Genomic DNA, 22,359 nt, shown 5'->3' with positions numbered 1-22,359 from the left:
GGTTACTGCGTGCGGAGGACGGACGGATTCGCGACCTGCACGGCGGCACCGCCGCTGACGAGCAGGCTCGCCATCTGGCCTTGCATCTCGGCCGTGGCCGCGGCCGAGGCCGCCGGACTCAGCAGCGAGCCGTGGTCGCCGACGATGAAGCGCGTGGCACCGCGGATACCCGTGGGCGACTGCGTGGTCTGCGTGATCGAGGCGAGGCCGAGCGTGCGGATCAGCGGCTCGGTGCCCGACAGCGGCGCGCCGGCGACGCTGTTCGGGATCACCTGGTCGGGCAGCACGCTGCCGCCACCGACGACTTCCTGCAGCAGCAGGCGCTTGCTCGCCAGCAGCGAATTGTTCGCGGCGAGCGCGAAGTTCACCGGATCGGCCGAATCGATGACGGTCTGCGCGGCACCGAAGAACGAGTCGTAGTCCGGGGTGCCGGGCTGCAGGCCCGCACCCGCGGCGAGGCCGGCGCGGATGCGCGGACCGAACGTCGGCGAAGCCTCGAGCAGGCGCGCGATGCCACCACCCGGTACATTGAGCAGCGCGGTCTGCACATCGGGCTGCACGCCCATGAACACGGTGCCGATGATGCCGCCGAGCGACTGGCCGACGAAGCTGATGCGCGAGCCGTCGAAGTCCGTGCCGGACTGCGTGATGCGCATGGTCGGGATCGCGCGCGTCAGCACGAGCAGGTCGGCCGCGGCCTGGCGGATGTTGTCGCGCGAGGTCAGCAGGCTGGTGAGGTTGATGAAGTGCGTGCCGGACGAATCGACGACACCGTCGGGGCCGGCGGCGCCGGTCGTGTTGTTGACATAGTCGACGTTGAACGTGCGCTCGCGTGCACCGGCCGCCGCGAACGGCGAGTTGGCGATGTTGAGCGGGTTCGTCGCGCTCGTGATGCCGTGCAGCGGCGCATCGATCGCGATGACGACGAAGCCCTGCGAGGCCAGCGTGCCGGCGACCGCGAACGCATCGCTGCGGTCACGCGTGATGCCGTGCTGGTAGATCACGACCGGCCAGCCCGAAGCCGGCTTGGTACGACCCGAGGCCGCGTTCGGCACGGTCATGAGCACCGGCACCTTCTGCGTCGACGTCGCGACCGGCAGCGGGTTCGCGAACGTCACGAACGTCGAGGTCGGGCTCAATCCCGCAGCATTGAACGGCGGCACGTACGCACCCGGCGCGGCACGCCAGAACGTGTTGAGCGGGGCGGTCGGCGCGGCAGCCGACGGTGCGCTCAGGTAGTACGGCAGGTCGATCGTGCCGATGTAGACGTCGGCGATCGGCGGCAGCGCCGGGTTGACCTGGGCCAGCGTGAGGCCGGTCGGCGCGAGCGCGGTCGCGGCCGGCGCGGTCTGCGCGGTGCGCGCCTGCACGGCACCCATGACCAGCGTGATCGACTGGGTCGTCGCGACCCAGGACAGCACGATGCGGTTCTTCGGGATGCCGGCGGCCGCGGCGGCGGTCTCCTGCGAGTTGACGAGCTGGCGCAGCGGCTCGAGCGCGCACGCGGTCGCATTCGGCAGCAGCGGCTCCTGCGAGACACCGCTGACGCACAGTGCGCTCGTGCGCTTGGCGAGGAAATAGGTCTGGTCGGGCGTGGTGTCGTTGCCGCGCTCGTCGACGATGCCGTCGGTGACGACGGCCATGTACGAGGTGAGCTGCTTGAGCGGGCGGGTCGGCACGATCGCGATCGTGCGGCCGGTCGCGTCGGAAGGCGCCTTGGCGACGACGAAGTCGGCGTTGGCCTGGAGTTCGCGCACGACGCCGGTGACGCCGCCACCCGGCCTCTCCAGCGAAACTTCGAACACGCGCACGCTGGTGCCCGCGACGATGCTGTTGGTGCGCGGCGAGACCGAGAAGGTCGTCGTCCACGGCGAGGTCGTGCTCCAGCCGTCGAGCGCGTTGATCGCGACGCGCGGATTGGAGTAGTCGTCGGGGTTCGGCACCGGGATGTTCAGGGTCAGGTCCGTCGTGCCCGACAGCAGCAGGTTGGTCGGGAACGGGATGACGCTGTTGGTCGGGTCGAACCGGGCCGTGATGATGCCCGTGACCGGCGACCCGTCATGGTTGGTCGCGGGCGGCGTGTCGACAGCACGTGGGCTGTTGCTGCCACCGCCGCAGGCGGCGAGCAGCAGGGACGGCAGGATGGCCGCCGCGATCAATCGGGCCTGCATGGTGGATCCCCTTCGTTATGGCGTCGTTGTGCCGCACATAGTAGGCGGTTCAAACGCGCGTTGGCAACGGTGTCTTAACTTAAAAAACCCGTCAGATCAGCATGTTGCGACGCACCATGCGGTGCCGAATGTGAACGGGTTTTCAGGCTTCCGGGTCCGCTCCGAGAGCCTCGCCCGCAAGATCGAGCCGGCGCGGCGACCAGCCGAAGTCCGCGCGCGCCGCCGCGTCGTCGGCGACGAGGTCCTCGCGCAGCCGCCGGACCGCCGCAGGCGACACGCCCGCCAGGCGTGCCGCGATCCGCACGCCCCACTCCGGCGCCGGAACGGCGAGCGGCCGCGAAGGCAAGGCGTCGCGGATACGCGTGAGCAGATCCGAGAACGCGAGGCGTTCGCCGCCACCGAGGGCATAGGTCTGCGCATGCGTGACCGGCGCGGCCAGGATGTCGTGGCAGGCCGCGGCGAGATCGGCGGCGTGCACGGGCTGGCGCAGGCCGGTCGCCCAGTCGAGGCGCGGCAGCACGCGCCACCTCCGCGCGAGCGCGGCGAGACGCGCGACGCTGCGGTCCGTGCCTCCGCCGTAGATCAGGGTGGGCCGCAGCAGCGTCCAGGCGATGCCGCGCGCATCGGCGACCTCGCGCAGGCGCTGTTCGGAAGCGAGCAGGCGGGCCGCGAGTTCGCGTTCGCGTGCATCGGGCGACTCGCGCTTGCTGACCGCGCTCATCGAGCCGATCGCGACCACACGCGAGACGCCGTCGGCCCGCGTGCGCGCCGCCCAGGCCGCGAACGCGTCGAGTGGCCCGAGGCTCACGATCGCGTCGAGCGACGGCAGTTCGGGAGCCTCCTCGTCATGCAGGTCCGCCGTGATCCAGCGCATGCCGGGCATCGTCGCCTCGCGCTCGCGCCGGCTCATCGCGACGACCTCGTGCCCTGCGGCGAGCAGGCGTGGCACGAGGAACCGGCCGATCGGGCCGGACGCACCGGTCACGAGGATCGTGGGCATCGGCGGCGTGGATCAGGTGGCCGCGGCGGCGCGGCTTTCGACCGGCAAGCCGATCGTGAACGTCGAACCCTCGCCGGGCGTCGTGCGCACGTTGATCGTGCCGCCATGCACGCGCACGGCCTCCCGCGCCACGGCGAGGCCGAGCCCGAGATGGCGCGCCGGATCGCGCGTCGTGAAGAACGGATCGAACACGAACGGCAGTGCGTCGTCGGGAACGCCTTCGCCCGTGTCGGCGACGGCGACCTCGACCGTGCGCGCACCGACCATGCGCAGGCGGACGGTGACGCGGCCGGTACCGACGATCGCCTCGCCCGCGTTGGCCAGCACGTGCAGGAGCAACTCGGCGACCTGCGCGGCATGGCAGTGCGGCCTTGCGACATCGGCGTACTCGCGCACGACCTCGATGCGCTCGCCCCAGGCGGGTTCGAGCAGGCGGAGCGCGGCCTCGACCGTATCGGCGAGGTCGATCGCCTCGACTTCGCCGCGTGCCGCCGGCGCGAAGCGCGCGAGGCCCTGCACGACGGCGACCGGGCGCCCGAGCCGCGTGTTCGCCTCGCCGAGCAGCTCGCGCAGCTGACCCAGCGCGGGATTGCGCTCGAGTTCGGTACGCGCTGCGAACAGCTTGCGGCGCGCATCCTCGACGTGCTTGACGAGCTGGTCCAGCGAGGCGCGATCGGCGCCGAAGATCATCTCGACCGGCTGCAGGCAATACTGCACGGCGGCGTCGTAGGCCTTGACCAGCCTGCGGTAATCCTCGACTCGCCCGGCGGCGAGCTCGACGTTGCCCCGCGCGAGCTCGAGCGGTGCGTCGACGTCTCGCGCGATGGAGGTCGCCAGCGACGCGAGCGGAGCACGGGCGGACGCCTCGACGAGGCGCGCCTGGCGTTCCTGCAGCTGCTCGATGTCGGCGACGGCCTGCGCATGCTGCTCGCGCAGGCGCGCATGCATGCGGCGCTCGTCGCGCAGGCGCACGACGACCAGGCCGAGAGCCGCGAGTGCGGCGACCGCGATGATCCAGCCGATCCACTGCATGCCTGCCCTCCTCGCCCTTGGCCGGGCAGTATAAGCGCCTGCGCTTTCAGCCGGCCGCGAGCACGATCTCGCCGGCCACGGCGAGCACGAAGGCACCGACGAGGATGCCGCCCTCACGCGGCGAGAGTTCGCCGTCGCTGCGCATCATCGGGTACGTCGCGAGCGCGAGCGCGAACAGCGCAGGCAGTTCGAGCCGCGCCAGCGAACTCGGCACCACCGGCATCGCGACGAGCGCAACGATGCCGGCGAGCAGCGTGAGCTGGACGAATGCGGCCAGCATCGCCTGGCCGACGGCGGCATCGCCGGCCTGCGTACGCGCCGCCCCGACCACGCCAGGCAGTGCCGCGAGCGCGACCGCCGTGCCGGACACGAGCAGGCCCGCGATGAACGGGTTCCATGCGAGGGCGGCGGCGGCATCCCGGCTGCCGCGCACGACCAGCCACGCGCCGAGTCCGGCGAGGGCCAGTCCGATCACGACGCGCACGATCATGCGCGCGCCGCCGACGGGATGAACCTCGCCCGCGGCCAGCGCGAGCGTCGCGGCACGCTCGCCGCGCAGCGCGCGCGCGAGCACGACGGTGCCGATGAACGCCGCGACCACGAGGATCGCCCCGTCGATGCGCGACAACGCCGTGTCGAAAGCCAGCGCGGCGAGCAGCACCGTCGCCACGAGGACGACCGGGCCCAGCAGCACGACCGCGCGCAGGCGCGTCACGAGCGGCGCCGCGATCGCGGCCACGCCGAGCACGAGGGAACCCTGTGCGAACGCGCCGCCGACCAGTCCGCCGAGCGCGAGGTCGGGATCGCCCAACGCGAGCGCGGCGACGAGCACGCAGGATCCGGGCAGCACCGCGGCCACGATCACGCCGACGAGGGTCGGCCATGCCGAGGCGCGCCCGTCACGCGCGAATGCGCCGGCGAGGCCCTTCGCGGTCGAATCGGTGCCGAGCAGCAGCACGAACGCGCCGAGCGCGGCCATCCCCAGATCGGTCAGCATGCGGCGTCCCCCGCCGCGCGCAGGGATGCGCGGCCGGTGCATTTAGAGCGCAGCCTGCCGGCCGCGGTCAATAGGCACGGGCCACCGCGACGCGTGCGATGATCCGCGCTCCGGTGGGAGGAGCACGATCATGATCGCGCGCATCTGGCGGGGCATCACGCTGGCCGACAAGGCCGACGCCTACCTCGAATACCTGCAGCAGACCGGATTGCGCGACTACGCGAAGACGCCGGGCAACCGCGGCGTGACGATCATGCGGCGCGTGCAGGGCGAGCACTGCGAGATCATGCTGGTGTCGTTGTGGGACTCGCTCGACGCGGTGCGCGCGTTCGCGGGCGAGAATCCCGACCGCTCGGTCTACTACCCCGAGGACGACCAGTACCTGCTCGACATGGAACCGCTGGTGCGCCACTACGAGGTCGCCGGCGTGCTCGGCGACGATGGCGACTGGCATATCTGAGGTTTTCGTTAAACGCGCGCTCAGCGTCGCGCCTCCACCATCCCCGGACCGTTGCCCACACCTGTCCCCGGGGACTTCTCCATGATGCGTCCGCTTCCGTACCTGCTCGCCGCGGCCGTCGCCGCCGCGCTCGCCCCCGTCGCCGCGCGCGCCGACGACGACACCTTCGCGATCACGATCTCGGCGTTCCGCCCGACGTCCGAGACCCAGGTCTCCGCGTACGCGCCCGACGTCATGGGCCAGCGCGTCGATTTCGAGGACAGCTTCGATCTCGCCAAGGAGCGCACGCGCCCGCGCGTCGACGGCATGTTCCGCATCGCCGAGCGCCATCGCATCCTGTTCAACTACTACAACCTTGCGCGACGCAATTCGGCCGTGCTCGACGAGGACATCTCGTTCGACGGCCAGGATTTCTCGATCGATACCGAGGTGACGGCGAAGTTCAAGTTCTCGCTCGCGACGCTGTCGTACGAGTACGCCTTCGTCGAGACGCCGAAGCTCACCGTCGGTGGCGCGATCGGCGTGCACTGGGCCGAGGCCAAGGCCAGCATCGCGGCCGACGACGAGACCCTGCTCGAGGCGCGCACGCAGGCCAAGGGCGGTTCGCCGGCGATCGGCCTGCGCTTCCTGTCGACGCCGAACGAGCAGTGGCGCTTCGGCGGCTACGTGCAGGCGTTCAAGGCCAACATCAGCGACATCGACGGCCAGTTCGTGCGCGCCGGCGTGCTCGCCGAATACCGTTTCCTCAAGGGTGTCGGCGTGCAGCTCGGCTACGACTGGTTCAACCTCGATGCCGATTACCGCAAGACCAGCTGGAACGGCAACCTCGACCTCACGATCCGCGGCCCGCACGCGGGCATGACGTTCGCGTTCTGATCCCCGATCAGCCGCCCGGCCAGATCACGTCACGCGTGATCCGGTCGGGCGTCGCGCAGCCGGCGAGCATCATCGCCACCTCGAACTCGGATCGCAGGATGTGCAGCACGTGGGCGACACCCGGCGCGCCCGCCGCCGCGAGCGCGTGCACGTAAGGCCTTCCGACGAGCACGGCGCGTGCGCCGAGCGCGAGTGCCTTGAGCACGTCGGTGCCGCGCCGGATGCCGCCGTCGAGCAGCACGGGCACGCGTTCGGCGACCGCCGCGACCACGCCCGGCAAGGCATCGAGCGTGGCCGGCGCGGTATCGAGCGTGCGTCCGCCATGGTTGGACACGACGATGCCGGCGACGCCGTGGTCGAGCGCGCGGCGCGCGTCGTCGGCGCGCAGGATGCCCTTGAGCAGCACCGGCAGGTGCGTCGACGCGACGAGGGCCTCGATGTCCTTCCAGGTCGGCGCGGCCGCGGGCAACGGGCCGTCGAACAGCGACGCGGGCCCTGCAGACACCTGCGGCGGCGGCGCGCGCAACCCGTCGAGGTTGACCGGCGCGACGCCTTCCGGCAGCGCGAAGCCCGCGCGACGTTCGCGGTCGCGCATGCCCGCCACGGGCGCATCGACGGTGACCACGAGGGCGCGGTAGCCGGCCGCTTCGGCACGTGCGACGAGCCCGGTCGTGAAGTCACGGTCGTGCTGGATGTAGAGCTGGAACCAAAGGGGTGCCGGCGCCGCCAGGGCAATCGCCTCGAGCGTCGTGCTGGCCTCGGTACTGACGACCATGCCGGCGCCGAGTGCGGCCGCGGCCTGAGCGCTCGCGAGCTCGCCGAGCGGATGCGCGAGCTTCTGCAGCGCGATCGGCGCGAGCAGGATGGGATGGTCGAACGTCGTACCGAACAGCTCGACGCGCGTGTTCGCGCCGTCGAAGTCGCCGAGCACGCGACCGGCCAGGCGCACGCGACGGAACGCGGCGAGGTTGTCGGCGAGGGTCGATTCGTCGGCCGCGCCACCGTCGAGGTAGGCCCAGGCCGCGTCGGTCATGCGCTCGCGCGCGAGCGGTGCGTAGTCGGCGAGCGCGACGACGTCCGACGGGATGCGCTCGAGCGGCGGCAGCGGCATCAGGTCTCGGCCCATTGCCGCAACAGGTTGTGGTACACGCCGGTCAGGCTCGCCACGGCCGCATCGTCGGGGAGTTGCGCACCGACGCGCTGGATCGCGTCGTCGAGCTCGAGCAGCAGCGCGCGACGCGTGTCGTCGCGTACGAGGCTCTGTACCCAGAAGAACGCCGCGTAGCGCGTGCCGCGCGTGACCGGCTCGACACGATGAAGACTGGTGCCCGGATACAGCACGAGATGACCGGCGGGTAGCTTGACGCGCTGGGTGCCGTAGGTGTCCTCGACGACGAGCTCACCGCCCTCGTATTCGTCCGGCGCGCTGAAGAACAGCGTCGCCGAGAGATCGCTGCGCACGCGCAGTGGCGTGCCCGGGATCGAGAAGATCGCGTTGTCGATGTGGTTGCCGTAGGTGCCACCGCCCGTGTAGCGGTTGAAGCGCGGCGGCAGCACGCGCAGCGGCAGCGCCGCGGCCATGAAGCGCGGCACGGTCGCGAGTCGGTCGACGAGGCGGTTGCCGAGCTCGACCGCGAGCGGATCGTCTACGGGGAGCTGCTCGTTCTGCTTGGCCTTGGCGGCGAGATGCCCCGCGCTCGCGCGGCCGTCGCCCCATGCTGCACGCTCGAGCGCCTCGCGGCACTGGCGGACCTCGTCGGCATTCAGGACATCGGGGATGTGCAACAGCATCGGTGTTTCCTGAGCAACGGCGAAGCGCATCTTAGGCGTGAACGATTCGCCGTCGCCATGATCCGCGTCAAGCCCGCTCCGCCACCACCCGATCAGTCACCACCACATCCGCCGCCATCGCCGTCACCGCCGCCGCTGTCCGCATCGCCGAGGCCATCGGTACCACCGTCGAAGCCGTCATCGCCGAAGTCGCCTGCGCAATGCACGCTGCCGTTGCCGCCGCCATCGCCGACGGTGTCGCGCAGCTTCGCGCAGTCCAGTGCGTAGCGGTAACCGCCCTCGATGCCGAGCTTGGCATCGAGGGCGAACAGCAGCGGCAGCCGCGTGGGCTTGCGTGGATCGATGTTCTCCTCGGCACAGGCATGCGCCCAGGTCCGGCGCAGCGCGGCGTTGTCGAGCCGGTCCTTCGACAGCACGCGCGCCGGCGTGTGGTGCAGGTAGCGGCCGAACGCCTTGTTGCAGAAGTCGTGGTAATGCCGCGTGTGCAGGATGAAGCCGTGCCAGAGGTCGTCGACGACCTTCGAAGGCATCGCCACCGGCTTGCCTTTCGCGCGCAGCCAGACGAGGAAGAACTGGCGCAGGCCACGCGCGACCAGCTGCAGCTGGCCACCCGTCAGATGCGCATGGTGCTCGCGCAGGCTCGCGAGCAGGCCGGGCGGGAACCGGTACTCGCGGATGTGGTTGGCGCGCCTTGCACCGCGCCACGCGAACCACATCGCGGCGCTCGCGACGGTCGAGAACGAGGCGACGAACAGCGCGATCACGGTGGGCGTCGAAGCCATGCGATTCCTGGTGCCGTGGCGAGTACCGCTATGCTTGCACATCGTCCACGACGATCGCCGCCCCGATGGAACCGCTCACGCTGCACGCCACGCGCTACGTCACGCCGCTGCGCGAAGGCGGTTCGCTTCCCGCGATCGTCGAAGCCGACGACGACGGCCTCTACGTGCTCAAGTTCCGCGGCGCCGGGCAAGGCCCGAAGGCGCTGATCGCCGAACTCGTCGCGGGCGAGCTCGCGCGCGACGCGGGCCTGCCGATGCCGCGCCTGGCCTTCATCGACCTCGATCCCGAACTCGCGCGCACCGAGCCCGATCCCGAGATCCAGGACCTCATCCGCGCGAGCGCCGGTCTCAACCTCGGCCTCGACTACCTTCCCGGCGCGGTCACGTTCGATCCCGTCGCGTGGCAGCCCGATGCGGAGCTCGCCTCGCGCATCGTCTGGTTCGACGCCTATGTGACCAACGTCGACCGCAGCGCACGCAACACCAACCTCATGGTCTGGCACCGGCGCCTGTGGCTCATCGACCACGGCGCCGCGTTGTATTTCCACCATGCCTGGGGCGACCACGCCGAGCGCGCGCGCCGCGCGTTCGCGCCGATCCGCGACCACGTGCTGCTGCCGTTCGCGAGCCGCATCGCCAAAATCGACGCCGACATGGCTGCGCGCATCACGCCGGAGCGCATCCGCGCGCACGTCGAGGCGATCCCGGAGGCCTGGCTGTGCGACGACGCCGCGTTCGTATCGCCGCGCGCGCATCGCGAGGCCTACGTCGACTACCTCGTGCGGCGCCTCGAGGCACCGCGCGATTTCGCCACGGAGGCCGCGCGCGCCCATGCCGGTCTTTGACTACGCGATCGTGCGCGTCGTGCCGCGCCCCGAGCGCGGCGAGTTCGTCAACGCGGGCGTGATCCTGTCGTGCGCGTCGCCGCGCCTGCTCGCGGCGCGCATCGAGCTCGACGAGGCGCGCCTGCTCGCGCTCGACCCGCGGGTCGACGTGGAACTCGTGCGCGGGCATCTCGCCGCGATACCGCGCATCTGCGCCGGCGGCACGGACGCCGGGCCGATCGGGCGGCTCGCCGTGCGCGAGCGCTTCCACTGGCTGTGCGCGCAACGCAGCGCGATGATCCAGACCTCGCCGCTGCACACGGGCCGCAGCGATGATCCGCTGCGCACGCTCGAGCACCTCGTGGGCTGCATGGTGCGCCTGCCCGGCGCCGCAGCGGAATAAAAAAGCCGACCGCCCACCTTGGGGAGTGGACGGCCGGCCACCATGGCGCGCCGTGAGCTGCGAGTTCACGGCGTTCGGCCGCCCCAGGGGGCGGACGACCGACACGGTCCAACCTTGCGCAGCCGATCCAGGCATGCGCCCCGGACGCGCGAACGCGACGGGTCTTCTCCTTTAACGCAATTCGGCGCCGAATCGCGTCACGCATCGACCATGGTCGAAGCGGCGACACGCGGACACCCTCGCAATCCCGAGGGTGGACCGGCATTCAGCGCGCGTACCGCGCCCGCAGGTAGGCCGCCAGCGGCGTGCCGGGTCGGCCGGTCAGGCGCTCGACGTCGCCCGACACCTCGGCGTACTCGCCCGCGGCGAGCGCCGCGTAGAAGCTCGTCACCCCCGACACGACGAATGGCGGCAGGCCGGCCTCGGCGAGGTGCGTGGCGAAGGCCTCGAGCGGGACGTCAACCGCCTCGACCGGTGCACCGCGCAGGCGTGCGAGCTCGGCAGCGACCTCGTGGCCGGTCGGTGCGGAAGGGCCCGTGATCTCGTAGGTCCTGCCCTCGTGGCCGCCTCCGGTCAGCACCGCAGCGAGCGCATCGGCGACGTCCTCGTGCGTGACCCATGCGACGCGCGCATCCGGTCCCGGCAGGCCGAACACGCCGGTCTCGAGCGCGTGCGCGTAAAGGCCGTCGTTGTTCGAGGCGTAGGCGTTGTCGCGCAGGATCGTCCACGCGAGGCCCGAGGCCTTCAGATAGGCCTCCGTCTCGCGGTGCGCGCCGGCCCATTCGAAACGGCTGTCGGGGGTCGGATGCGTGGCGCTCGTGTAGACCACATGCTTCACGCCGGCCGCACGCGCAGCGTCGACCGCGGCGACATGCTGGCGCAGGCGATCGGCGTCGACGCCCATGCCCGAGATGACCAGGGCCTTCGCGGCGCCTTCGAACGCCGTCCGCAGGCTCGCGGGATCGTCGTAGTCGGCGCGGACCACCTCGAAACCTTCGGCCGAGAAGGCCGCGAGCTTCGAGGGATCGCGCGCGGCGAGGCGGACGGTGGACGGCGCGACGTGGCGCGCGAGTGACTGGGCGGTGGCGCGGCCGAGCTGGCCGCTCGCAGCGGTGATGACGATCATGGCGTGGCTCCTCGTTGAAAGACCCGGTTCCCGACGGCATGTCGGTTACTCGGCGAGAGCGACATGCAATCGCATACCATGGCTTCCAAGAAGGGAGCCGAACGTGCCCAGGTTACTGCGGCGTCACCGAGGAGACCTGCCATGAACCGACTGCTCGAGCGCGATCCCGACCTGGAGGCGCGCTGCCCCGTGCGCGACATCCTCGATCGCATCGGCGACCGCTGGAGCGTGCTCGTGATCAACGAGCTCGCCGCGGGAACGCTGCGTTTCACGGCATTGCGCCGCGCGATCCCCGACATCTCGCAGCGCATGCTCGCGCAGACACTGCGCACGCTCGAGACCGACGGCCTCGTCTCGCGCACGGTGTTCCCGACCATCCCGCCGCGCGTGGACTACGCGCTGACGCCACTCGGTCGTTCGCTGCTCGATCCGCTCGCCGCGCTCGTGGCCTGGGCCGAAGACCATCGCGAGGCCGTGCACGCGGCGCGTGCCGCGTCGAAAGAACGGGCCGAAGCCTCCGCGGAGGCGCTCTCGACCTGAGTCACGAACGCCGGCGGTGGGCTTGCATGTCGAAGATGCCGGGCACGTCGCGCCGTGCCACCCGACCGGCAATCTCGTGTCCGCTATGGGACACGGGCATCAATCGCCCGGCACGGCGTCCGGGAAATTGCGCGCCCATGTGGCCGTGAACGCCGGGTCGTCGTCGATGCGCCGTGCGATCGCGTGCAGATGCGGGGCGTGCTGCGCGAACCACGCGCGGCGAGGCCGCCAGCGCGTCATCACGGCGAGGTAGACGTCGAGCGCACTGCGGCGCTCTCCGAGGAACCACGGTGCGCCCGCAGCCGCTTCGACGACCGTCCAGAGCATCTCGATGCGGTGGTCCAGCCGTTCACGGAAAGCCCGTGCAGCGTCATCGTCCTCGACGTAACGCGTCGGCTCGTCGCCGTAGGTGAAGATCGGATAGACGTTGGCCACCAGGAAGACGAGCCAGCGCAGGAAGCGTGCGCGTTCGGGCGCGTCGGGCGGCGGTACGAGCAGGTCGCTGCGCGTGAGGTCGGCGAGATGCAGCGTGATCGCGGCGCTCTCGGTGAGCACCTCGTCGTCGAGTTCGAGGACCGGGACCTGGGCGAGCGGATTGAGCGGCGCAAGCGCATCGCGGGCATCGGCCGACGCGAACAGATCGCCGACCTCGACGAAACGGAACGGCAGGCCGTAGGCCACGAGCTGGGCCTCGACGATCGCCGAACCCCAGCCTGGACTACCGTGTAACGTGAGCATGAGCCACCTCCTTGGGCATCGACGGGAGGGACATGCTGGCCGCCTGCGGGTTACCCCGCAAGCGGCGCATCGGGTGGATCACCCCGTGCCGGCGTGACCGGCACGGGGATCGATCATCAGCCGCGGACGCGGCGCGTGCGCAGCGTGAAGCCGGCGAGCGCGACGAGGCCGAACACGAGCAACGCACGACCGAAGCCGTCGCCGACCGGAATCGCGATCGCATCGACGTTCGGCTGCAGCGGCACGACCGCGTCGTCGCTCTGGTCGCCGTTCGGATCGCTCGGCGAGCTGACCGTGGCGACATTGAGGATCGGCGTCGGACCCGCGTAGTTCTGCGGGATCTGGAACATCGTCGTGATCGTGCGACTCTGGCCGTTCGGGATCGTGCCGAGTGCACACGGGAACGCCGTGGTGCACGCACCCGCGTTCGACAGGAACACGAGACCGGCCGGCGTCGGATCGGTCACCACGACATTGGCCGCATCGGACGGGCCGTTGTTCGTGACGACGATCGTGTACGTGATCGCCTGGCCCGGCGTGGCCTGGCCTTGCGTCGCGGTCTTGACGATGGCGAGCTGCGCCACGGCGTCGCCGATCGGCGTCGTCGCGTCGTCGTCGTGCGGACCGGTCGGATCATCCGGCGAATTCACCGAGGCGAGGTTCACGATCGGACTCGGACCCGCGTAGCCGGCCGGGACCTGGAACGCCGTCGTGATCGTGCGCGTCTCGCCTGCCGGCACCGTGCCGAGCGTGCACGGGAACGCCGTGGTGCACGCACCGGTGTTCGAGACGAACACGAGTCCTGCCGGCGTCGGGTCGCTGACGACCACACCGGTCGCATCGGACGGACCGTTGTTGGTCACCGCGATCGTGTAGCTCGCGTTGCCGCCCGGCGTGACCGAGGTCTCGAGCGCGGTCTTCACGATGACCAGCGCGGCCGTCGCGTCGCCCACCGGCGTGGTCGCATCGTCCTGATGCGGGCCACTCGGATCGGTCGGCGACGCCACCGAAGCGACGTTGACGATCGGATTCGCACCCGCGTAGTTCGACGGCACCTGGAAAACGGTGGTGATCGTGCGGCTTTCGCCGTTCGGGATCGTGCCGAGGTTGCACGGGAACGCCGTGGTGCACGCGCCCGCGTTCGACACGAACGTGAGGCCGGCCGGCGTGGTGTCGTTGACGACGACGCTGGCGGCGTCCGACGGACCGTTGTTGGTCACGACGATCGTGTAGCTCGCGGTGTTGCCCGGGACCACCGACGTCTCGACCGCGGTCTTGACGATCGCGAGCACGGCGTTGGCCGTACCGACCGGCGTGGTCGCGTCGTCCTGGTGCGGACCCGATGGATCGGTCGGCGACGCCACCGAGGCGACGTTGACGATCGGATTGGCACCGGCGTAGTTCGACGGCACCGTGAACGTCGTCGTGATCGTGCGCGTCTCGCCCGCCGGCACCGTGCCGAGGTTGCACGGGAACGCCGTGGTGCAGGCACCGGCGTTGCTCACGAACGTCAGGCCCGCCGGCGTGGTGTCGTTGACGACGACGTTGGCGGCGTCCGATGGACCGTTGTTGGTCACGACGATCGTGTAGCTCGCATTGTTGCCCGGAATCACCGAGGTCTCGACGGCCGTCTTGACGATCGCGAGCACGGCATTGGCCGTGCCGACCGGCGTGGTCGCGTCATCCTGGTGCGGACCCGACGGATCGGTCGGCGATGCCACCGAGGCGACGTTGACGATCGGATTGGCGCCCGCGTAGTTCGACGGCACGGTGAATGTCGTCGTGATCGTGCGGCTCTCGCCCGCCGGCACCGTGCCGAGGTTGCACGGGAACGCCGTGGTGCAGGCACCCGCGTTCGACACGAACGTCAGGCCGGCCGGCGTCGTGTCGTTGACGACGACATTGGCGGCGTCCGACGGACCGTTGTTGGTCACGACGATCGTGTAGCTCGCATTGTTGCCCGGAATCACCGAGGTCTCGACGGCCGTCTTGACGATCGCGAGCACGGCATTGGCCGTGCCGACCGGCGTGGTCGCGTCATCCTGGTGCGGACCCGACGGATCGGTCGGCGATGCCACCGAGGCGACGTTGACGATCGGATTGGCGCCCGCGTAGTTCGACGGCACGGTGAATGTCGTCGTGATCGTGCGGCTCTCGCCCGCCGGCACCGTGCCGAGGTTGCACGGGAACGCCGTCGTGCAGGCGCCCGCGTTCGAGACGAACGTGAGACCGGCCGGCGTCGTGTCGTTGACGACGACATTGGCGGCATCCGACGGACCGTTGTTGGTCACCGCGATCGTGTAGCTCGCGGTGTTGCCAGGGATCACCGACGTCTCGACCGCCGTCTTGACGATCGCGAGCACGGCGTTGGCCGCGCCGACCGGCGTGGTGGCATCGTCCTGGTGCGGACCGCTCGGATCGGTCGGCGACACCACCGAGGCGACGTTGACGATCGGGTTCGCGCCCGTGTAGCCCGAGGGCACCTGGAACACGGTCGTGATCGTGCGGCTCTCGCCGTTCGGGATCGTGCCGAGGTTGCACGGGAACGCCGTGGTGCACGCGCCCGCGTTCGAGACGAACGTGAGGCCGGCCGGGGTCGTGTCGTTGACCGTGACGTTGGCCGCATCGGACGGGCCGTTGTTGGTCACGACGATCGTGTAGCTCGCGGTGTTGCCCGGGACCACCGAGCTCTCGACGGCCGTCTTGACGATCGCGAGCACCGCGTTGGCCGTACCGACCGGCGTCGTCGCGTCGTCGGAATGCGGACCGCTCGGGTCGGTCGGCGACGCCACGGTCGCGACGTTGGTGATCGGATTGGCGCCCGCGTAGTTCGACGGCACCGAGAACGTCGCCGTGATCGTGCGGCTCTCGCCGTTCGGGATCGTGCCGAGGTTGCACGGGAACGCCGTGGTGCACGCGCCGGTGTTCGACACGAACGTCAGGCCGGCCGGAGCCGGATCGGTCACGACGACGTTGGCCGCGTCCGAAGGACCGTTGTTGGTCACGACGATCGTGTAGCTCGCGTTGTTGCCCGGGATCACCGAGGCTTCGACCGCGGTCTTGACGATCGCGAGGGCCGCTTCGGCCGCGCCGACCGGCGTGGTCGCATCGTCCGAATGCGGACCCGACGGATCGCTCGGCGAACCGACCGTGGCGACGTTCGTGATCGGATTTGCGCCCGTGTAGTTCGACGGCACCGAGAACGTCGTCGTGATCGTGCGGCTCTCGCCGCTCGGGATCGTGCCGAGGTTGCACGGGAACGCCGTGGTGCACGCGCCGGTGTTGCCGACGAACGTGAGGCCGGCCGGCGTCGGATCGGTGACGACGACATTGGCGGCGTCCGACGGGCCGTTGTTGGTCACGACGATCGTGTAGCTCGCGTTGTTGCCCGGCGTCACCGAGGTCTCGACGGCCGTCTTGACGATCGCGAGCGCGGCATTGGTCACGACCGGCGTGGTCGCGTCGTCCTGGTGCGGGCCCGACGGGTCGCTCGGCGAACCGACCGTGGCGACGTTCGTGATCGGACTTGCGCCCGCGTAGTTGGACGGCACCTGGAACGTGGTCGTGATCGTGCGGTTCTGTCCGCTCGGGATCGTGCCGAGGTTGCACGGGAACGCCGTGGTGCACGCGCCGGTGTTGCCGACGAACGTGAGGCCGGCCGGCGTCGGATCGCTGACCGTGACGCTGGCCGCATCGGACGGACCGTTGTTGGTCACGACGATCGTGTAGCTGGCGGTGTTGCCGGCGGTGACGCTGGTCTCGAGTGCAGTCTTGACGATCGCCAGCGCGGCATTGGCGACGACCGGCGTCGTGGCGTCGTCGTCATGCGGACCCGACGGATCGCTCGGCGACGACACGGTCGCGACGTTGGTGATCGGACTCGCACCGGCGTAGTTGGCCGGCACCGAGAACGTCGTCGTGATCGTGCGGTTCTGGCCCGCCGGGATCGTGCCGAGGTTGCACGGGAATACCGTGGTGCAGGCGCCCGTGTTCGACACGAACGTGAGGCCGGCCGGGGCCGGATCGGTCACCGTGACATTGGCGGCATCCGACGGACCGTTGTTCGTGACGACGATCGTGTAGCTCGCGTTCGTGCCCGGCGCGACGCTGGTGTCGAGCGCGGTCTTGACGATCGTCAGTGCGGCGTTCGGCACGACCGGCGTGGTCGCGTCGTCCTGGTGCGGGCCCGACGGATCGGTCGGCGATTCCACCGAGGCGATGTTGGTGATCGGGTTCGCACCGGTGTAGTTGGCCGGCACCGAGAACGTCGTCGTGATCGTGCGCGTGGCGCCGTTCGCGAGCGTGCCGAGGTTGCACGGGAATGCGGTCGTGCAGTCGCCCGTGTTCGACACGAACGCGAGGCCGGCCGGGGTCGTGTCGTTGACGACCACGTTGACCGCCGCGTCGGGACCGTTGTTGGTCACGAGGATCGTGTAGCTCGCGTTCGTGCCCGGCGCGACGCCCGTCTCGACCGCGGTCTTGACGATCGAGAGCGTGGCGGTCGGCAGGTTGATCGTGGTCTGGCCGCTGGCGCTGTTGTTCGCCGTCTGCGCCTCGGGCGTGGTCGTGCCGATCGAGGCGTTGACCGGGATCGTCGCCGCGCCCGAAGGTGCGGTGTACGAGAAGTTGACGTTGAGCGTGTCACCCGGGGCGAGGATCGTCGGCATGCCCGTGAACGTGACCGCACAGGTCGCGCTGTCGTAGGTGTAGCTCGCGCCCGGCGGCGGCGGCACGGCCAGCGTGACGCCGGCCGGGCAGCTCCCCGGCGTGCCGATCGTCGCCGTGTAGGTGACGCCCTGGGCCGTTGCAGTGGCGCTCGCGAGGTTCGAGAACACGATGGTGCCGTTGACGGTCGAACCCGCGGTCGCGGTGGCCGGCACGGTCACGGTGGTGGCGACGTCGGCGACCGCGATGACGGTCTGCGCGGTCGCGGTGTTCGGCGACGTGCCCGGCGACGGCGACTCGTTGGCCGCGGCGATCGTCGTGGTGATCGGCATCGTGCCCGGGCCCGGCGCCGGATACGTGAAGTTGAAGACGAGGGACTGGCCCGGGGTCAGCGTGGTCGGCATGCCCGTGAACGTGACCGTGCACAGCGGCAGCGGATTGAACGTCGCGACCACGCCGGCCGGCACGAGCGGGAACGCCGCGCTCGCCGGGCAGTAGCCGTTGGCCGGATCGCCGAGGACGACGCTGTACGTCACGCCCGTCGCCGGATCGGTGCCGTCGTTGCGGAACACGAAGCTGCCGTTGACGGTCTGGCCCGGGTAGACGCTGGCCGCGGCCGACGCCGAAGTGCCGACGTCGACACCGGCGGGGCCGCCGATGATGTCGAGCTGACGCACGATCGCGGCGGTCTCCTCGAACGCCCACGTGTCCATGCCCTTGGCGTCGCCGAAACCACCGGTGCCGCAGTCGGTGTTCTGGTTGGTGCCGTTCCACGTGCGGTAGTAGTTGCCGCCCGTCGCGATGCTCGAGTCGACGCCGACCAGCGAATGGGTCGCCACCGGCTCCGCCTGGCTGCCGCCGCAGATGCGGCCGTTGAGCGTGCCGACCGCGAAACCGTTGCGCGACAGGTAGCCGCGGTCGTCGTAGTAGACGCGCGAGCCGCCGGTGCCGTTGAGCTTGTTGATCGTCGGGCCACCGGAGAGGTTCGCCTCGGCGTCGACGAGCGGGAAGTGCACTTCGCCGTTGCGGCCGGCGATGCGGTAGTTGTACAGCGGACCGGCCGGGAAATTGGCACCGGCATTGTCCTTGCCGTTCCAGTACACCGCGTGCGTGCCGGTCTCGGCGACACCGGTGATGACGCGGTTGAGCGGGTTGGCCGGATCGTAGTCGACGCCGTTACGGCTGATCACGATCTCGAACGACAGCGTGTTGACCGTCTGGAAGCGGAACATGCCACCCGCGCCGACCGTCGAGGTCGAGCCGCCGACGTTGCCTTCGAACTGCGGATTGCTCAGCTGCGGCACCGGCGGGACCGCCGGGATGCCCAGGCGCGCGAGCACGCGGTTGGTCTCCGCGGCGTGCGGAGCGGTCGTCGCGACACTGCTGAAGAACACCGGGTACTGCGGCGGCTCGGCGCTGATGCCCGAGGTACCGCCGAGGATCGGATTGACCAGCGGTGCGGAACCGCCGGCGGCAGGGCGCACGTCCTTGTAGAGCGGCGCTCCGCCATCCAGGAAGCCCGAGCGGTTCGCGTACATCGCATAACCGTTCGGATCGATGCCGTGCTGGATCTGCTCGTAGCGGTAGCCGTCGCTCGTGACGTAGTAGAGCGTGTGGTTGAGGCGGTGGGCCTCGGTGTTGTTGCCACCGGTGAAGCCCGCCCAGGCATAGGTGAACAGGCGGCCGTTGAGGTCGGTCGTCGACGTGGCACTGGCGCGCACCGTCACGTCCCACGCGGATACCGCGTCGCTGAGCTGGGCCGGCGGATCGAGGACGTTCTTGCTGCCCGTACCGGCGCCCGACCGCGAGGTGAAGGTCACGCCGTACACACCCGTCGTCGGCACCGCGTACGCGCACGGCGTGAAGCCGCCCGGCGTCAGTACCGAACCGTCCGCACTGTGCGGGCCGGCGAGTTCCTCTGCACGCGTCGCGATCGCGCCGCGCGTCGTTCCCGCGAAGCTGTTCGCCGGCTGCGGCACGCCGGAGAGATCGCACGAGAACACCTGCGTTCCGGTCTGCGGCGTTCCGCCGACATTCTCCCAGCCCTTCGGCCCGAAGTTCCCCGTGGCACTCGACCAGACCCGGATGTCACCACCGGCGCTCGTGCTGAGGCGGTTGCGCGAACCGAGCAGGATGTATTCGCCGGCGCGCGCGTACACGTAGAGGAACTGGCGGCGATTGACCTGGCCGACATACTGCGTGTCGCCGCTCAGGTCCATGCTCGCGCGGGCTCGCGTGGCCGGATAGGTCGCCGGGAAGAGTGAACGGCTACCCTCGGCATGCAGCGTGCCGGGCATGGAAGCCGCGGCGAGCAAGGCGAGGGCCGCAGCGAAGCCCGGCAAGCTGCCGGACGGGCGGAACGGGTGGCGGAACGTCATGTGGGGACCCCTTGGACAGGCACGCGGAGTCACGCGGTCCTGCTTGCAACCGTTTCTGGACGCGGCCGATCCGACCGCGCACCTGCGTCTGTCGTGGAACAGGGTCCCGACTCCCGGACCATGCCCACGGAAGCGTCCGCCTCTCGCGGCATGCCCCTACCGGGTAGGTTAGGAAGACGTAAACGGTGAATCATCCACGCAGGCTCACGGTTTCTCACCGTGACTCACCGGATCCCCGGCCACCGCCCACGAGAATTGCAAAGAAATGCAACGCGCACCTGCGCGTCGCAGGTCAGGACACGACGGGGCGGCGCTCGTCGGCGTTGAGGATCACGTAGCCGCAGCCGCGCACCGAGCGCAACGGCACGCTCACGCCGAGGCGGTCCTCGACCTTGCGGCGCAGGCGGTGGACGAGCATGTCGAGGCGATGCGGGTCGAACTCCTCGAGGGGCTCGCTGATGTTCGCGATCAGCTCGTCGCGCGAGACCGGATCGCCCGGTGTCGCGAGCAGGCGCGTGAGCACGCGGCGTTCGGCGAGGTTGAGCGGCACGTGGCCACCGTCGGGCGCGTGCAGTTCCCAGCGTCCCGCGGGGATGTGCCATCCGGGCGGCGCGAGCACGGGAGCATTGGCGCTGCGCTCGAGGCGCACGCGCCGCGACACGCTGTGCAGTGTCGCCGCGAGCAGGTCGAAATCGACGGGCTTGCCGAGCCAGGCGTCGACCGACTCGCGCAGTCCGGTGACGCGTGCATGCGGGTCGTGTCGGCCGGTCAGCACGACGATGCCGATCGGCGAGGCCGCACGCACGGTGCGCGCGATGTCGAGGCCGTGCTCGTCGGCGAGGCCGACATCGAGCACGAGCAGTTCGAATGCGGTGGACCGCATGCGGCGGTAGAGGTCGTGCGAGCGCGCGAACGCTTCGACACTGAAGCCCAAGGCTCCGAGTTCGGGCACGAGGATCCCGTCCCGGAAATCGCTGTCGTCCTCGAGGACGGCAACATTGAGCCGCATCGTGTCTCCGCTCGCGACGGACGCCCCCGCGCCCGGTTGGCAGGGACTATACGCAGGAAACGTGACGACGCGAAGCACGAAGGCATTCAGGCATGCGGAAGCTCGACCACGAACGACGCGCCTTGCGGATCGGCATCGTCGAGGACGATGCGGCCACCGCGTGCCGCGACGACGTCGGCCACGAGCGAGAGCCCGAGGCCGGTGCCGTGGCCCGAGGCCTTGGTCGTGAAGAACGGTTCGAAGATGCGTCCGCGCAGCGCGTCGGGCACGCCGGGTCCGCTGTCGCGGAACGTGATCGCGACGCCACCACCGTGCGCGCGCGCCGCGCGCATCGCGAAGACGCCCTCGCCCTCCATCGCGTCGCGCGCGTTCGCGGCGAGGTTGAGCACGACCAGCAGCAGGCGATCGCGATCGAACGCGACCTCGAGCGGCTCGTCACCCGTGTCGAGAATGATTCGCACACGGCCGTCGAACAGCTGCGCGAGCACGGGCTGCATGCCGCGCAACGCGTCACCGACGTCGAACCGCGAGACCTGCTCCGGCGCGAGGCGGCTGAAGCCGAGCACGGTCTGCGCGACCGACGTCGCGCGCCGCGCCGCGGCGTCGACGCCCTCGAGCGCAGCCCTCATCGTATCGGCATCCGCGACGCGCAGGCCGCGCCGTGCATGGCCGAGCACGAGGCCGAGCAGGTGGTTGAAGTCGTGCGCGACACCGGCCGCGAGCTGGCCGACAGCCTCGATCTTGCGCGCGTGCACGAGCTGGTCGGCGATGCGGTCGCGTTCGGCCATCGCCTCGACGAGGCTCGCATTGGCCTGTGCGAGCGCATCGCCCCGCCGCGTCGCCTCGGCGAGGCTCGTGCGCAGCGCCGCCACGCTGCGGTCGACCACGATCGCGATGAGCAGGAAGATCACGGTCGCGGTGACACCGCTCGTGATGCGATCGCCGGCCGAGAAGCGTGACGGCTCGAGCGCACGCGCGGCCGTGTCGATGTCGACGACGATGCCGCAGGCGAACGCCACGACGATCACCGCGAACATCGCCCACAGCGCGCGCCGCCCGACGACGAGGCCTGCGAGCACGAGCCAGGCCACCTGCAACGGCTGCTCGTAGCCCTGCTTGTCGAAGCCGTTCTGCACGTAGGCCAGCACCACGAATACCGCGATGACCGCGAGCAGCGGGCGTACCGCCCACTGGAAGTGCCCGCGCCGCACGAGCAAGAGCGCCGCGACCGCCACGGCGACGATGACGGCACTCATGGCCAGGCCCGCCGTTTCCGCCGGCCGCCAGGGCAAGCCGCTGAACCCGATGCGGTAGGCCCACAGCAGCGTCGGCATGCCGGCCAGCAGCAGCAACACGATCTGCAGCATCGGCGCGTGGCGACGCTCGACCGGATCGGCGACGGGCACGTCGGCGAGCCAGCGCGCGATCGCGCGCAGCGGCCGCCAGCGGCGCGGACGGAAGATGGCCGACGACGGCCTCGACCCGATCGTGTTCATGCGTGGGCACCGGCAACGGAGCAGAATGGCTCCCTGGTTCGCGGGCGTGACCGCCGGCGAACCTGAACGAC

General features: G+C 70.3%; 17 protein-coding genes. 5 read left to right on the top strand and 12 right to left on the bottom strand.

Annotation, left to right across the window (positions count from 1 at the left end):
- Positions 1 to 2: 2 nt before the first annotated feature.
- The 4 genes from ACQQ2N_RS08070 to ACQQ2N_RS08055 all read right to left on the bottom strand — a co-directional run bounded on the left by ACQQ2N_RS08070 (position 3) and on the right by ACQQ2N_RS08055 (position 5,200).
- A complete protein-coding gene (locus tag ACQQ2N_RS08070; RefSeq protein WP_440225196.1) occupies positions 3 to 2,171 on the bottom strand; it encodes an alpha/beta hydrolase in 2,169 nt (722 codons plus the stop codon).
- Between the two features lie 142 nt (positions 2,172 to 2,313).
- Positions 2,314 to 3,171, bottom strand: a complete 858-nt coding sequence (locus tag ACQQ2N_RS08065) for an NAD-dependent epimerase/dehydratase family protein (RefSeq protein ID WP_440225195.1) — start codon at positions 3,169 to 3,171, stop codon at positions 2,314 to 2,316.
- A gap of 12 nt (positions 3,172 to 3,183) precedes the next feature.
- Complete coding sequence (locus ACQQ2N_RS08060) at positions 3,184 to 4,203, bottom strand: sensor histidine kinase (RefSeq protein ID WP_440225194.1); 1,020 nt, start codon at positions 4,201 to 4,203, stop codon at positions 3,184 to 3,186.
- 46 nt (positions 4,204 to 4,249) lie between these two features.
- Positions 4,250 to 5,200, bottom strand: coding sequence for a sodium:calcium antiporter (locus ACQQ2N_RS08055; protein ID WP_440225193.1), 951 nt, complete (start codon positions 5,198 to 5,200; stop codon positions 4,250 to 4,252).
- A gap of 130 nt (positions 5,201 to 5,330) precedes the next feature.
- Here ACQQ2N_RS08055 and ACQQ2N_RS08050 point away from each other — a divergent pair, with 130 nt between their 5' ends.
- Positions 5,331 to 5,660, top strand: coding sequence for a hypothetical protein (locus ACQQ2N_RS08050; protein ID WP_440225192.1), 330 nt, complete (start codon positions 5,331 to 5,333; stop codon positions 5,658 to 5,660).
- A gap of 81 nt (positions 5,661 to 5,741) precedes the next feature.
- Positions 5,742 to 6,536 (top strand): hypothetical protein, encoded by a 795-nt coding sequence (locus tag ACQQ2N_RS08045; RefSeq protein WP_440225191.1) that lies wholly within the window; start codon positions 5,742 to 5,744, stop codon positions 6,534 to 6,536.
- Positions 6,537 to 6,543: 7 nt separating this feature from the next.
- On the opposite strand, the gene ACQQ2N_RS08040 is transcribed toward ACQQ2N_RS08045, so the two are convergent.
- From ACQQ2N_RS08040 to ACQQ2N_RS08030, 3 genes are all read right to left on the bottom strand, one after another.
- Complete coding sequence (locus ACQQ2N_RS08040; protein WP_440225190.1) at positions 6,544 to 7,647, bottom strand: alpha-hydroxy acid oxidase; 1,104 nt, start codon at positions 7,645 to 7,647, stop codon at positions 6,544 to 6,546.
- Positions 7,647 to 8,327, bottom strand: coding sequence for a Fe2+-dependent dioxygenase (locus tag ACQQ2N_RS08035; protein WP_440225189.1), 681 nt, complete (start codon positions 8,325 to 8,327; stop codon positions 7,647 to 7,649). Before ACQQ2N_RS08035 ends, ACQQ2N_RS08040 begins: the two co-directional genes overlap by 1 nt.
- Before the next feature lie 92 nt (positions 8,328 to 8,419).
- Positions 8,420 to 9,109, bottom strand: coding sequence for a glycine-rich domain-containing protein (locus ACQQ2N_RS08030; RefSeq protein ID WP_440225188.1), 690 nt, complete (start codon positions 9,107 to 9,109; stop codon positions 8,420 to 8,422).
- Between the two features lie 65 nt (positions 9,110 to 9,174).
- Between ACQQ2N_RS08030 and ACQQ2N_RS08025 the strand changes: the two genes are divergently transcribed.
- Positions 9,175 to 9,954, top strand: coding sequence for a HipA family kinase (locus tag ACQQ2N_RS08025; RefSeq protein WP_440225187.1), 780 nt, complete (start codon positions 9,175 to 9,177; stop codon positions 9,952 to 9,954).
- Positions 9,941 to 10,336 carry a DUF3037 domain-containing protein gene (locus tag ACQQ2N_RS08020; RefSeq protein WP_440225186.1) on the top strand — a complete coding sequence of 132 codons (396 nt, stop codon included), beginning with the start codon at positions 9,941 to 9,943 and terminating at the stop codon, positions 10,334 to 10,336. Before ACQQ2N_RS08025 ends, ACQQ2N_RS08020 begins: the two co-directional genes overlap by 14 nt.
- Before the next feature lie 265 nt (positions 10,337 to 10,601).
- Here ACQQ2N_RS08020 and ACQQ2N_RS08015 read toward each other — a convergent pair whose 3' ends face one another.
- Positions 10,602 to 11,462, bottom strand: coding sequence for an SDR family oxidoreductase (locus ACQQ2N_RS08015; protein WP_440225185.1), 861 nt, complete (start codon positions 11,460 to 11,462; stop codon positions 10,602 to 10,604).
- Between the two features lie 141 nt (positions 11,463 to 11,603).
- Between ACQQ2N_RS08015 and ACQQ2N_RS08010 the strand changes: the two genes are divergently transcribed.
- Entirely contained in the window at positions 11,604 to 12,002 is a 399-nt protein-coding gene (locus ACQQ2N_RS08010) for a winged helix-turn-helix transcriptional regulator (protein ID WP_440225184.1), read from the top strand.
- Positions 12,003 to 12,101: 99 nt separating this feature from the next.
- On the opposite strand, the gene ACQQ2N_RS08005 is transcribed toward ACQQ2N_RS08010, so the two are convergent.
- The 4 genes from ACQQ2N_RS08005 to ACQQ2N_RS07990 all read right to left on the bottom strand — a co-directional run bounded on the left by ACQQ2N_RS08005 (position 12,102) and on the right by ACQQ2N_RS07990 (position 22,288).
- Positions 12,102 to 12,740, bottom strand: a complete 639-nt coding sequence (locus tag ACQQ2N_RS08005) for a glutathione S-transferase family protein (protein ID WP_440225183.1) — start codon at positions 12,738 to 12,740, stop codon at positions 12,102 to 12,104.
- 116 nt (positions 12,741 to 12,856) lie between these two features.
- On the bottom strand, positions 12,857 to 19,783 hold the full coding sequence (locus ACQQ2N_RS08000; RefSeq protein ID WP_440225182.1) for a DUF7507 domain-containing protein: 6,927 nt from the start codon (positions 19,781 to 19,783) through the stop codon (positions 12,857 to 12,859).
- Between the two features lie 292 nt (positions 19,784 to 20,075).
- Positions 20,076 to 20,792, bottom strand: coding sequence for a response regulator transcription factor (locus tag ACQQ2N_RS07995; protein WP_440225181.1), 717 nt, complete (start codon positions 20,790 to 20,792; stop codon positions 20,076 to 20,078).
- A gap of 86 nt (positions 20,793 to 20,878) precedes the next feature.
- On the bottom strand, positions 20,879 to 22,288 hold the full coding sequence (locus ACQQ2N_RS07990; protein WP_440225180.1) for a sensor histidine kinase: 1,410 nt from the start codon (positions 22,286 to 22,288) through the stop codon (positions 20,879 to 20,881).
- Between the last annotated feature and the right edge of the window lie 71 nt (positions 22,289 to 22,359).

Origin of the sequence: Dokdonella aquatica (genome assembly GCF_051987395.1) — a bacterium.
In the GTDB taxonomy this organism is placed as follows: domain Bacteria; phylum Pseudomonadota; class Gammaproteobacteria; order Xanthomonadales; family Rhodanobacteraceae; genus Dokdonella.
The sequence above is the reverse complement of the archived record's forward strand: the minus strand, read 5'-3'. Positions and strand labels throughout refer to the sequence as shown.